General features: G+C 57.1%; 11 protein-coding genes and 2 pseudogenes. 2 read left to right on the top strand and 11 right to left on the bottom strand.

The genetic code is table 11. The features are described from left to right. Positions 1-114: 114 nt before the first annotated feature. The gene (locus AEAC466_RS41720) at positions 115-630 is read left to right on the top strand and encodes a hypothetical protein (protein WP_023459946.1); all 516 of its coding nucleotides are present in this window, start codon (positions 115-117) and stop codon (positions 628-630) included. A 48-nt stretch (positions 631-678) separates the two neighbouring features. Here AEAC466_RS41720 and AEAC466_RS41715 read toward each other — a convergent pair whose 3' ends face one another. Both AEAC466_RS41715 and AEAC466_RS41710 read right to left on the bottom strand, forming a co-directional pair. Then, a complete protein-coding gene (locus AEAC466_RS41715) occupies positions 679-1,704 on the bottom strand; it encodes a hypothetical protein (RefSeq protein ID WP_023459945.1) in 1,026 nt (341 codons plus the stop codon). A gap of 87 nt (positions 1,705-1,791) precedes the next feature. Continuing rightward, positions 1,792-2,571, bottom strand: a complete 780-nt coding sequence (locus tag AEAC466_RS41710) for a hypothetical protein (protein ID WP_023459944.1) — start codon at positions 2,569-2,571, stop codon at positions 1,792-1,794. Between the two features lie 190 nt (positions 2,572-2,761). On the opposite strand from AEAC466_RS41710, the gene AEAC466_RS41705 reads away from it, so the two are divergent. Continuing rightward, on the top strand, positions 2,762-3,247 hold the full coding sequence (locus AEAC466_RS41705; RefSeq protein WP_023459943.1) for a nuclear transport factor 2 family protein: 486 nt from the start codon (positions 2,762-2,764) through the stop codon (positions 3,245-3,247). Here AEAC466_RS41705 and AEAC466_RS44295 read toward each other — a convergent pair. The 9 genes and pseudogenes from AEAC466_RS44295 to AEAC466_RS41680 form a co-directional block, all read right to left on the bottom strand. Then, a pseudogene (locus AEAC466_RS44295) lies at positions 3,244-3,531 on the bottom strand (GFA family protein); the annotation flags it as partial. The gene AEAC466_RS41705 and the pseudogene AEAC466_RS44295 overlap by 4 nt on opposite strands. 21 nt (positions 3,532-3,552) lie before the next feature. Continuing rightward, positions 3,553-3,876, bottom strand: a pseudogene (locus AEAC466_RS45055) (transposase); the annotation flags it as partial. A 487-nt stretch (positions 3,877-4,363) separates the two neighbouring features. After that, positions 4,364-5,683, bottom strand: a complete 1,320-nt coding sequence (locus tag AEAC466_RS41700; RefSeq protein ID WP_155913854.1) for a hypothetical protein — start codon at positions 5,681-5,683, stop codon at positions 4,364-4,366. Next, positions 5,680-6,663 carry a hypothetical protein gene (locus tag AEAC466_RS41695; protein ID WP_023459940.1) on the bottom strand — a complete coding sequence of 328 codons (984 nt, stop codon included), beginning with the start codon at positions 6,661-6,663 and terminating at the stop codon, positions 5,680-5,682. The genes AEAC466_RS41700 and AEAC466_RS41695 overlap by 4 nt, the downstream gene beginning before the upstream one ends. Further along, complete coding sequence (locus AEAC466_RS44665) at positions 6,660-7,382, bottom strand: hypothetical protein (RefSeq protein WP_155913852.1); 723 nt, start codon at positions 7,380-7,382, stop codon at positions 6,660-6,662. The genes AEAC466_RS41695 and AEAC466_RS44665 overlap by 4 nt, the downstream gene beginning before the upstream one ends. Before the next feature lie 834 nt (positions 7,383-8,216). Further along, a complete protein-coding gene (locus AEAC466_RS41690) occupies positions 8,217-9,578 on the bottom strand; it encodes a hypothetical protein (protein ID WP_023459939.1) in 1,362 nt (453 codons plus the stop codon). Further along, positions 9,575-10,462, bottom strand: coding sequence for an ABC transporter ATP-binding protein (locus tag AEAC466_RS0122880; RefSeq protein ID WP_023459938.1), 888 nt, complete (start codon positions 10,460-10,462; stop codon positions 9,575-9,577). Before AEAC466_RS0122880 ends, AEAC466_RS41690 begins: the two co-directional genes overlap by 4 nt. Further along, entirely contained in the window at positions 10,459-10,866 is a 408-nt protein-coding gene (locus AEAC466_RS41685) for a GntR family transcriptional regulator (RefSeq protein WP_023459937.1), read from the bottom strand. Before AEAC466_RS41685 ends, AEAC466_RS0122880 begins: the two co-directional genes overlap by 4 nt. An 80-nt stretch (positions 10,867-10,946) precedes the next feature. Then, positions 10,947-12,185 (bottom strand): glycosyltransferase family 39 protein (locus AEAC466_RS41680; RefSeq protein ID WP_023459936.1); only part of this gene is annotated, 1,239 nt, incomplete at its 5' end.

The following is a 12,185-nucleotide window of genomic DNA, read 5'->3' as shown; positions in this document are numbered from 1 at the left end:
ATCATACAACCGCAGGATAAATAAGGTGTGTACACACCGCTGGAATCTCTTCGTGCGCTATGCGAAGGTTGGCGTGAGGCGTCGGTAGGATAAGTGAAAGCGGAGACAGGGCAGATGCATTTTAAATCAGCTTTGAAGATCTTGGCGGCGTGCGCGGTAGTCTGCGCCGCCGTTGCGGCTCCAGCGCGCGCCGAACCGCTCGAAAGCCACTATATCATTGCCGTACCCGCCGAAAATGCCGGGGGCGCATGGACACCGTCCGAGGCGCAGGTGGGTGACGCCACGTCCGCCCTGAAACGATACCTGAGAGCGCCTGTTGGCCAGGTTCGTCTCGGTTCATTAAATCAACGCAGCGAAAATGAGCGCAGGGCCATCGGAGAGGCCATCGACACGTACATATTCCAGTTTGAGGGCGTTCGCGTCTCTGCTGCGAACCGGATTTACGATTTAGACGCGTCAGGGCCGAAGGTCATTTTGATAAACGCTTTTTGTAGACGTAGCGGTGTGCCGGATGAAATGCTGACGCAGCACCTGGTTGTCGTCGCTGACGGTGGTGCGTGTTATTTCCGCGCGCTATATGATCCCGATAGCCAGGACATCTCGTATTTTCAGGTCAATGGCCGTCGGTGATGTGCGGTTGGGCGGAAACGCGATGCGTTGGCTATGCCGGTTGCTGGACTACAAGCCTGCTTCGCCGCGTCGCGCATGAGCGGCGTGTTCGGCGCGGTCCCTGATCAGGGTCAGCACATTGCTTTGGATGTCGCCCAGGAAGACTTCGCCCCACGCGGCGGCGTACAGGTTGACATGGGTTCGGGCGACGTAGCGCGTGCGCAGGGTCAGCAGGGTCCGTCCCGGCGACAGGGCCTTAAGGGTGTAGTCGCCCGATGCGATCTTAAGGGCCGGTCCATCGGGTGAAATATGTTTGTCGGTATAGGTCCGCAAGGAATCGTCCGGGAAGCTGAACCGCCACGCCAGCCTGTGTCCCGGTTCCCATCCGGTGATGATCTCGTCGAAATGGATATGATCGCCCCAATAGGCGGTGCGGACCGCGCCCACGCCGGTGCCGCGCAACACCGTGGCGCGCGGGCGGGGCAGGCCTACGATATTCTGCGAAAAGGTCCATTTGCCTTCGGACGGGGCGATGTGGGCGTTCGACACGGCGAAGGGCCATACGGTGGCGGCGTCCGCTTCGATCACGATGCGGCGCGTCACCGTAAAGTCTTGCGGCGGGTAGGGGAGTTGCCCTTCGACCAGCAGGGCCAGCAGCGGGAAGACGGCCAGCGAGGATTGGAACAGGGTCGGGTCGATGACGCGTTTGCGCAGCCGCCGCAGCAGGAACGCGCCGGCCCAGCCGGAGAGCAGCCAGATGGGCGCCAGCATGATCAGGCAGACAATCCCTTCGTGCAGCGGCCAGGCTGCCGCGGCGCAGATGAGGGCGACCAGGACGGCCGGCACCGTCCAATAAAAGCCGGCACCGCGCGCATGGGCCGGGTCGCCGATATAGCAGATCAGGGCCGACAGGATGGCGGGCAGCACGGCCAGAAAACTTACGCTGGCAAAGCCGCTTTCGCTGCGGACAAGAGAGAGGATGGCATAGGCGGCCAGCGCCAGGCAAAGCGCCAGGGCGAAGGCCGCGGCGACGCGTCGCCAGGCGGGGCTGCGCTTATACAGGGGCGGTGTCGCCGGGCCCGTCTGCTCGGTCATCTGTGGTCCTTAAGGGCCGGAATCGGCGGCGCACTTAGGCATGGAACGCCGGGGCGGGCAAGGTCAGGACGTCGTGGGTGGTGGGGCTTAAACCGTCTTCGAGGCCAAGGCGCCCGCCTCATATGGCGCGGGCTTGGCGGGCGCGGGCGTAGGGTTTGCGGGCGATGACACCGTTCCCAGCGCCTGTTTGGCCGCGTCGGACAGATCGACCTTATCCTGGATCGGGTTGCGCAGGCCGAACAGATCGGCGATCTGCTGCGCCCAGGTGGCGAATTGGTCCTTGGCGTCCGACAGCTTGAGCGCGGCGGCCAATTTGGGGTCTGTCCTGGCCTGGACGTAAGGATCACCCTTGGCCGAAGCGCTTTCGACATATTGGTCGAGTTTGATGCCCGCGAGCATGGAGGTGCGCCAGCTATCCACGTTGGCGAACGGCGCAGAGCCGCTCATGTCCGCTGCGTTGATGTGACCTCTGAAGAGAATTTGCTGGTCAGATGGGTTTTGCTTGTCGAAAAAGTCGAGCGCCGCCTGTCGTGCGCCGGACGCACCGCCGCTTTGCGCCCCCGCAATCATCGCCATGGTATAGGCCTGGCCGGTTTGTCTGACCTTCTGCGCGATCGCAGAACTAGATGTCACCTGATTGTATAGCTTTTGATTGTCGGCGCCCATGCCGATCATTCCGCCCGTGACGGCCATGTTTTGCAATGACGTATAGGCATCCAACTGTTCTGATTCAGAATAGCTTCCCGCCGCATTCGACACCCGTTCGATCAGGTCGCTGAACTGGTCCTGGTTTTTGAACGCCGCTTGCGGTTGCTCGGGTGGGGTTGCTGCCGGGGCGGCGGCGGAGGGAGCGGTGGTGACGTCCATAACCTGCCTCGTGCTGATTTGCGTAACCGCACCATATGCGCGCGCTTCTTAAGGTTGTGTTTCGATCGGCCCGATTTGTCAAGAGCGGTAGTGTATGCCCGGTATGCGGGCCCACGACATTACAACAGTTTAAGATGACAGCCTTCTGCCGGTCACCTAGCCTCCATGCCTCAGACGCCGGAGCATAAGCATGATCACCGCCCTTACCATTGCCGCCGTACTCGCGGCCGCTACTCCGGCGGCTGCCGACCCGCTGACGGCGGAAATCGGTGCGTTGGATACGCAGGTGTTCGACGCCTACAACCGGTGCGACCTGCCGACCTTTTCGGGCTATTTCGATCCGAAGGTGGCCTTCTACCACGATACCGGGGGCGCGACGTTTGAGCGTGACGCCATGGTGGACGGCGTGCGCAAATACATATGCGGCAAGGTGCGGCGCGAACTGATCCCCGCGACCTTCCGGGTCTATCCGATCAAGGACTACGGTGCGATCGAGGAGGGCGAGCACCGCTTTTGCGAGTTGGCGACGAACCGCTGCGAAGGCATTGCCAAGTTCGTCATGGTCTGGACCAAGCATGACGGCGCCTGGCGCATCACCAATGTCCTGAGCTACGGCCATCGGGCCGCGACGCCGCAAGAGCAGGCGGCCGCTGCGCCTCCGGTCGAGGTGCGCTAAGGCATCCTCTCGAATTTGGGAAGGGCGGGGTTTAGATAGTCCCATTCGTGACCGCGCGCGGTATAGGTCACGATCTGTGGTTGGTATCTTTCCGGCGCATCGAGACTGGCTGCGCGCACTGTGAACGGGTTCGGCGTGGCGGCGAAGGTCATAAGGATCGGGGAACCGCAAACCTTGCAGAAATGACGTGTTTTCATATTACCGCTGTCGGCACGCATCTCATATTGCGCCGCATCGCCCGTTGTCTTTGCCCCTTCGCGGGCAAAAACGATATGCGAGGCGTGGCCTGTACCGCTTTCCAACAGCCAGATTGTCTTGGCGTCGGGAATGGGGTCGCTCAGCGTCAGCCCAAGGAACCGCATGAAGGACAGCCGATCGCTGATCAGATATTCCGCGCGTTCGTCGCTGAGACTGTTCTGCGCCTGGATGACCAAGATTTTGAACATCAGTACGACGTCGAACGGTGGCCGCCCGCCTTTGGCGCCGGCGCTGTAACCCACGGCAGCCAACAGATCCGGACGGAACGCTTCGAAATCGACCAACCGACCGTACGTTTCGAGCTGATCGCCCAGATCGCTTAAGCGTTTCAAACGCTCCTGAACATCAAAAAGACCAGGCTCTCCCTTCATCGAAATCCTCCATATCCCGACCAAGATATGGAATCATGATCCGGCCAATTCCGCCAGGTTTTTCGAGGTGTCCAGCTATATCAGCGCTGTGGTAGGTAGGCTATGTTGTGGCTGGTGGTGCATCAGGTCTGGCTCCCGGGCGGGGGGAGGTGGCCACGCATCGACTGTGGCGATCTGGTGGCGATCAGAATGCCTTAATCCAAATGGTCAGCCAGTACCGGTGTGGCTTTGGCCCTGCCGTCGTCGGCGTAGGCGAAGACGGTAGGGCCAGGACGCAGTGTTTTGGTTAGGGGTGACGTATCAATAGCCTATAGCGCGAACGCCGAGACATTGGTACCGGCGATGCGCAGATGGCATGTCGCTGTGCTCGCGGGCTGGATCATACTTTATAAGGAAAGCCATAAACATCGCTAGGTAATGACAATTGATCCTTCCGGTGATTAAAGGTCTTTGAATAGGTGGAGAGATAAATAGCTAAAACACGAATTTATCTGATTCTATCCGTCTCATCCTTGACAATTTTGCCCTTAGAAAACTCTCCTACAAACAAGATGTTACCCTCTTTGTCCCACAGCACACCTTTACCCTCCCATCCGTGCAGCAACATCCCCTCATAGAGTCGACCATCAGCCTCTTTCCAGACGCCGGGGGTTGCAATATCTTGATCGTTTATCCAGGCTTCGGCGCCCGCAGGTGACTTCCAAACCTCATGGCCGTACCCGTGCCGACCATTGGAAAAACCGCCTGCCCAAGATTTAAACTGAGACACTTCATTGTCAGGGTTTACTTGGTAGGAGAGGAAACCATAGCCCACGCACCCTTTATCTCTTTCATAACGGCAGTAAAATTTATCGCCGATGGCGTCACCCGAACGGACCTCAGATACGCCATAACCTTGCGAACCATAAGCAACCCCAACCTGGTATACTTCCCCAGAATAAAAGTTGGAATTGTTCTCAGCGTCAAAATTTGCGTACCCCTTGACAACCTGGCCTTTAGGGTACTGCAATGCGATGGACGAAGCATCCTCAGCTTTTCGTTTTACATCAAATGCGATCGTCTCAACATCGATTACCTTTTGCTTGGTCTTACGCGCATTTAGTACTATTGTCTTGTATTCTTCAGGAAGCTGATCAGTGGAATAGGGGGGCGCAACTGTGCGGGACGGCGCTACAACCAAAAAAATCGATGCATACTGGTTGCGTATAAAATCCAGCCGCAAGGCATTGGTAGTTGGGCTATCAACATCTGAACTTTGCAGAATTGCCACGGGGGTGCCGTTAAAAACGACTAACGCACCACTCATACCCGCAATGAAAGATTTTGGTGCGGAGGGATTTAATGGGTTAGGGATGATTTGCAGTTGGATGTACTTGTCAGTAGATTTAATCAAATCGACCTTGAAAGGTAAGCCATCCCCATTTGAATCGACATACCAAACTTCTCGCTGACTTGCGAAGAGGGCATTTTGAATTGTCTCGCTGCTCGGGAGCGGCGCACATGTTTTACTTTTCAAATTCTTCTGTACGCCAATACCGACGTCAAGTGTTGTGTCATGCTTCGTCATCTGAGCTCTGTCTTCAATAGAGCGCATAGGACGCACGAAAGGTTGGGAAGTACCGGAGACGACATGGGCCGCAGTGACAAGAATACACTCGTCGCCTACAAGGAACCTGGCTCCATTTCCCTGTGCACCAAAATCGGTGCGTATATATACTGGATCTATCGAGCCGGCGAAAGAGCAAGGCGCCAAAAATAGCGAAGCGCTAATCGACATAGTTGCTTTCAAGTAAAGATTACGCTTCAATTTTGTTCTCCACTTTTTGTTGTCTTGTGAGTTTCGGAAAAATGCCTTATGGCACCAATTACGTTCAGAAGAAGTGCACCCGTTAATGCAAATATAGCCCATTGTGATTGCGCTCTAAGGCGGGCCCATAGAGACGGTGCTACCGCCAGATCAATATTTTCGGTAAGTCCACTTCGGGCAACTGACGCCCTTGCCGCAACAGTATGAACGACGACATGAAAAGCGCGGCGCTCAGTATCAAGTCGCAGCAAAAGCTTGGCGTTTGCTTCTTGTCCCTGATCATCTTTCAGGAAATGTACCTCATCCCCCAACATCAATGCGGACGTCTCACTAATTGTATCGATTGGAATGGGAAATGACTTAGTCCGCGTAATAATTGAGCCAGATTGAAGTAGTTCATCTGGCACGCCCGCCTGTTGCCCTAGTTGAATCTTACCGTCCAATACGACGGACTGATGTGACCACCCTGAAAATGGATTTGATACGATAAAGTCTCTTTCTTCATCGGCCGTCGATTTGCAGGTCCCTCGCGCGAATGGGGCGCCATTTTTTGCCAAATTTCGGACAGTAAGTGAGGGCTCTTTCTCACCTATCGTGAACTCTAATCTTAGCGGTGTTTCTGTGGGCGAGAACAACTCCACAGAGCGACTACAGTGTACAACGTCGGTACGTTGAAGGATCGCAATGCTTTGCGGAATTATGGTGCCGACCGGAACGTCTATGGACAACGCTTCCGTTAGCGCGTCTACAGAAAATAAAGCATTGTCGACCGGAGAAAAAACGATCCAACCAGCGGCCAGTACGACTGTTAGGTTTATAGCTAAAGTAGTCCAGAGGATGGTTCGGGAGTTCACCCGAACAATTGAGGCTTCGACGAACTGCGGCAGTCGCAGCGGCAGGGCCGCGACAGAGGTTAGCCATGCACCAATCTTTTTAAGCAGGTGCAACAACTGCGTCAATGACAGGTGCTTGTCGCTCATCTCTTTGCAGGACAGCTGGTTCTAAAAGTTCCGCTAAGAGGGGTGTCCCTGCCGTCTCCAGAAGCAACAACCAGCTCAAAATGGCGTTCTGAAACACACGGAGAAGCTTGAGAGACTTTGCAAATTGTATTGAAACGCTGACGCACCGTGTTCGCTTCGCTTGCAATTTGGTCAACGGGTTGGCAACCTGTTAAACTGCCGTTCGAAATATTCACTTTCGCCACGCTCCCCAACCCTAAGTTCACGAGCATTGAGGTTGAAGGCGAATTAATAACTGGCTCCCACCCAGCGCTTAGAATTGCACTGTCGCTCATACAGCGCGGAGACGACGAGGCGCGAACAAGTAAGGCGAGGTCCACCTGCGTTATATTCTTATTCTTGGCGAAAAAAGTCGAAGGAAGCTTTAGCTCAATCGATGGTCCTCGATATGGATTTTTGATGCGAGCAGATGCGGAATAGCCTCCACTAACGTGTTCAATCTCAATACATATCGTTTGATCCGTGTCCTTTATGCCAGCAACAAAAACTGTCGCGCTTGTTATTTTTAGTAAGGGGGCGCCACTTTGCCACCCGACCAACGTCGCTTGGTTGCTGATGCCTCTGTGGTCATAGTATTTTTCATTAAAATTGGCCGCAGGGACATTTATGACGGGGAGCGTGACATTCGATGTCGCGTTCACGAAAAAAAGTAATTCCATCGCCAAGTTGAAGAAGTTCATTGCTGCCCCCAGCGCTTGAAAGTCGACTTCCTATAGGAATCCCTAAAGTTGTCGTGTTTGTTAAGCTAATTGCGATTTGCGTTAACGGCAACTATGAATTGTGGGGTGCGTGCAAGCGGTGGGATGGGGTGTGTTGTCTTCGCTACACAACAGAAATTCTCAGCATGCGTCAGGTTTTCCGAGGCATTTAGCTGAAAGGCACATTTCGGTCCCACTTCCACCCTAATGCGCCCTCCCGGCATATTGTTGCATTTGAAACACTATCCGGGGTGTGCGAACGCAAAGGGCGCATTTGTTGTTGCGGTATGCAACATTTGTCCGTAATGGCTGCGGTGTCAGAGTGGTGTAGAAAGCGAATCCTTCTCATAATCTGTGGGTTGCCGGTTCAAATCCGGCTCCGGGCAACCGGGTAGCTCAATTGGATAGAGCAACAGAATAGGCGCTTTCGTCTGTTCCCTTTGACACCTGCGGCCAGTGGCGCAGACAACAGCTTCCTCGTGCCGCCGGTTCGAACCCGGTCGTGAAGGGTCCTTCGCGTAGCTCAGTTGGTAGAGCAGAACCTGCTGTTGTCGTTTTTTCCCTGGCCGTCTCAGAATTGGTTTTCCGTGGTGTAGAGTTCGGTTTCTTCGCTGCCACCATAGGGAAAAGGTGAGCCCTGGATGACGGTTTTCCGTCAAGCCAGCGTGGCCCGGATACGGCAATATCCGGCGGAAGCACCTCCCACCCGGATTCGCCTGTTCCCGGAAAGCCGATTCTGAAATACACCTCATCGCGCGGCGCGTCGAGACAGTCGGCATTGTCTTCGTTCAACAGAAGACTCATGCGGTCTGGGCTTTAGGACCCGCTGCCCCGCCATGTCGCCTGCGCCAGGGGTTGGTAGTGATAGGCCGCGCGGCCAAAGGCCAGTTCAAGATAGGTCCAGATCACGCTGAGCCCGTAAATCGCCAGGAAAGCCAGGGTGAGAATGGCCGGCACATTGGCCATATCGATCCCCAACCAGGTCGGCTCCCCGGTGTCCAGGCTATTCAGCGCGACGTTCCCGAAGGCTCCAGGCATTGCGGCCAGGCCGTAAAACCAAACGACGTTTTTCTGGCCAAACCTGAGCGCCACGGCAATCATGGCGGCGGCAAACGACACGGCCATCAGGACAAAAAGGCACCGGGCGATTACCCACGTCCCGCTCACCGCGTAAGGATTCGCCATCGCCGTCACTATCATCATCGCGCCAAACACAGGGAGTTGGATAGTCACGGACATCAGGTGCAGCATGAGCGTGCGTTGCAGGGCAGAGAGCGGCAATCCGGCGAGTACGCGCTGCGACAAGGCGGGGACATATCCGATGGCGGCGAGGGTTCCGACGAGTGGGACGTATTGAAGTATGTCTTGGGTGTCAAAGGTCTTGGTAAGTGGTGTGACAGCGGACAGCAAGAGGAGCGCGATGGTGACTACCGCCGCGGTGCGCAACACAGTCAAGGCGATTTTTAAGGCGAGCCTAAATAAGGCGTTCCAGCCGATCGCGGATTTGGCAGTGGCCGTAGGGGGCGAGGCCTGCGATTTCGGCGGCTTGAGTTGCCGGGTATTGGGCGCTGTAATGGGGATACGCGCGCTCAGTCCATAAGCCACCGCGACCAGGGTAACGGAGACGGCCGTTCCGGCCAATATCTCAGGGCGGAGGGTGGAAAAGGCGACAACGCCGGTCCAGCGGAACGCCAGGCTCAAAATGGCCACGATCAAAACGATCGTGCCGGTGACAGTGCCTGACGGTCCGAAGGTTGAACGCAAAAATCGCGGTACTGGCAGGATCGTGCCCATCAAAAAAATGAGGGTCAATTCGGCGCCGGCATAAACGCAGATGTCCGCCCCGCTTACGCCCAGCCAGCCGAAGCCTGCGGCAACAGAGGCCGCAATGCCGACCGTAATAAGGACGGCCAGGAACGGCAGCCCCCACAGACACCACCATTGCGCCTGTCCCAAATCCTTTGCCGACACCGGCAAGATGCGCCAAATGCTTGCTTTCTGAGTGACGCCTAAGGTGAAGGACCAGGTCATAAAAATCATGAAGAAGTTGGGCGACACGTTTCCGTGCATCCACAGGGCCGCCATAAGGCCGGAAATGACCCAGAGTATCAGGCCAATCCCGAGTTGAAGCCGGGGGGAGGGATCGAGCACCAGCCGGCGCACATTGGGCGACATCATGCGGCGACCTTTGGCATATCTGAGGCAAGCGCCACGAACAAATCTTCGAGCGTCATGGGTATGTCGGCGACGACCTGCAGGTTCCCGCCCGTGAGCGCATCGTCGGGGCACAGGCTGCGGTCGATAAGCAGCCGGACGCGGTTATCTTGGCGCGCGAGCACGCGGACGCCTTCGATAGTGGGCGTGCGGCCTTCGATCAGGCAATCGATCTGGCGGTAGCGGTCCAGTAGGCCATCCATGGGCGCCATGGCGATCAATTGCCCACCGACCAGAATGGCGCATCGGTCCGCCAGCCGCTCAAGGTCGTCCAACTGATGCGACGAGATGACGACGGTGCGGCTCTCGTTTTTTACGATCTCAAGGATCTCATGAAACAATACACGGCGCGCATTGACGTCGAGGCCTACGGTCGGCTCATCGAGGAGGAGGATATCGGCGTCGCGAGACAAGGCCATAATCAAAGATAGCTTGATACGCCCGCCAAACGACAGGGTGTTGATCTTGTCGGTGCGTTTCAGTTCGAAGGCCTTAAGCAGGCGGTCGCAGCGCGCGGCGTCCCAATCCGGGTAGAAGCCGCGAATGAAATCGATGGCGCGGCCGACCGTCCCCCAGACGTTAAAATTGAGGTCCGGAGTGACGTAGGCGACCCTGGCCTTGATGGCGACCTCATCGACCGGCTGGCTTAGACCCAGGATTTGGATATGGCCTCGGTTTGGCCGCCCCAGCCCCATGATGAGGTCGAGCAGGGTGGTTTTGCCCGCACCATTGGGGCCTATCAAGGCCAGTACGCAGCCACGGGGAACGGTTGTGTTGATCGGCCCCAACGCGAATTTGCCGGATGTGCAATACAGGTCGCTGAGTTCAATCGCCGGTGTCGTGGTCATGCCTGATCCTCCTGATCAATAATCCGCTGTAATAGGGCTTGAATATCCGTGTCCGACAGGTCGGCGGCGCGGGCATAGTGTACGGCCGCGCGCAAGGCCGCCATGGCGGCTTCGGCCTTTTCCTGACGCACCTGGCGCAGGCCCGCGTCGGTCACAAAGGCGCCCAGCCCCTGACGCAGGTAGATGACGCCGTCGCGTTCCAATTCTTCGTAGGCCCGTTTGACGGTAATCAGGCTGACCATCAGGTCGCCGGCCAGCACGCGCAGCGACGGCAGCGCCTCTCCGGGTTTGAGCCGCCCCGCCGCGACCTCACGCTTCACGGCCAGCACGATCTGCTCGTAAAGCGCGCCGTCCGCCGCGTGGGAGACGGGGCCGAACCTGATGTCGAAGCCGGACTGGGTCATATAGTGTGTATATTGTATATACACAGGTCGCGCAAGGGGTGTTTATCGCGCGGGTTGGGCGTCCGCCGGCAGAGTGGCGTTTAATCCATATGCTTCAGCTCTGGCCAGAGTGTTGGCAGATCGACCTTAAGGCCTTGGCACCAGGCGATGATCTTGCCGTTTTCGCTGTGCATCGCGTCAGGTGAGAAGGTGGTGCGGTAGAGGGTCGTCTTCTGGCAATAGGGATATAGCCGCTCCGGATGGTTCTGGACGACCAGCAGGTGGACCGGATGCTGACCGCGCAGACCCCAGAAATAATACTGGTTGTGACCACTGAGTGTGGGTGGCAGACCGTAGGGCTTGCCGTAAATATCAAGCGCAGCCGCTTCGCCATAGTTATCGACCTTGATGGCGGTTTTGGCGCGTTCGCTGGCGGGGATCTGGTTCCAGGCCGTTCCGACCTGATCGGTGAAATCGCGCCAGCCCAACTGGTCGGCAAAGACCTGGGGCAGGAGCGTGCCCGCAAAGCTTTTTTCCTGCTGTTGCGGCTTTAGGGGGAAGTGTTCGATAAAGGTTTTCAGCTCCGGCACGGTAAGGACCGGCAGGGCCAGCGGGGATATCCATGCCGAAAAGGCTATGGCCGCGACACCCCACCCGGCCAAGGCGATGCGGCCCCAGACCGGCTTGATCCAATGGGCGATCGACACGGCGCCCATGATGAACAGGACGGGGTAGGCCGCGCCCAGATAGTAGTCCTTGCCGTGGCTCACCATGACGAAGAGCGCAAACACGACAAAGGCGATGGGCACAAAGCGCATGACGCGCAGGCGGTCGATCACGAAGGGCCCGACAAGGCCGGATATCCAGACCGGCGCCAGTAAGGGGCTCATGATCAGGATTTGGTTGAGCAGGAAGGCGACAGGGGGCGTTTCGGCGTTCTTTGCCTTGGCTGCCGCCGCCAGTTCAAGGAACGGAAACCCGTGCAGGGCCTGCCAGATCACGGACGGCACGGCGATGATGGCCGCAATCGCGATGCCGATCCACATGTCCTTTCGGAACAGAAGTTTGCGTTCCGGCGTCGCCAGTAATCCCACGGCCAGGCAGACGCACCACAGGACCAGCGAATATTTGATTTCCAAATTAATGCCCGCGATCAGGCCGCATAGCCACAGCGCACGGCCTTTACCGGTTCTGGCCGCATGAACCAGACAGAGTGTGATCAAGGTCCACGCCACGGGATCGAGGGCGGTGGTATTGAAGGTGGCGGCCATCCCCATTAAGAGAGGCGCTATGGTGACGCAGATGGCGGCGCCGGCCGCCGCGACCCCGTCGCCGCCCAA

This window comes from Asticcacaulis sp. AC466 (assembly GCF_000495815.1).
In the GTDB taxonomy this organism is placed as follows: domain Bacteria; phylum Pseudomonadota; class Alphaproteobacteria; order Caulobacterales; family Caulobacteraceae; genus Asticcacaulis.
Note: the sequence above shows the minus strand (reverse complement) of the source record. Positions and strands in the feature narration are given on the sequence as shown.

Coding starts and splice junctions, on each gene's coding strand:
- AEAC466_RS41720 (WP_023459946.1), top strand. CDS start 115: ATGCATTTTAAATCAGCTTTGAAGATCTTGGCGGCGTGCGCGGTAGTC.
- AEAC466_RS41715 (WP_023459945.1), bottom strand. CDS start 1,704: ATGACCGAGCAGACGGGCCCGGCGACACCGCCCCTGTATAAGCGCAGC.
- AEAC466_RS41710 (WP_023459944.1), bottom strand. CDS start 2,571: ATGGACGTCACCACCGCTCCCTCCGCCGCCGCCCCGGCAGCAACCCCA.
- AEAC466_RS41705 (WP_023459943.1), top strand. CDS start 2,762: ATGATCACCGCCCTTACCATTGCCGCCGTACTCGCGGCCGCTACTCCG.
- AEAC466_RS41695 (WP_023459940.1), bottom strand. CDS start 6,663: ATGAGCGACAAGCACCTGTCATTGACGCAGTTGTTGCACCTGCTTAAA.
- AEAC466_RS44665 (WP_155913852.1), bottom strand. CDS start 7,382: ATGAACTTCTTCAACTTGGCGATGGAATTACTTTTTTTCGTGAACGCG.
- AEAC466_RS41690 (WP_023459939.1), bottom strand. CDS start 9,578: ATGATGTCGCCCAATGTGCGCCGGCTGGTGCTCGATCCCTCCCCCCGG.
- AEAC466_RS0122880 (WP_023459938.1), bottom strand. CDS start 10,462: ATGACCACGACACCGGCGATTGAACTCAGCGACCTGTATTGCACATCC.
- AEAC466_RS41685 (WP_023459937.1), bottom strand. CDS start 10,866: ATGACCCAGTCCGGCTTCGACATCAGGTTCGGCCCCGTCTCCCACGCG.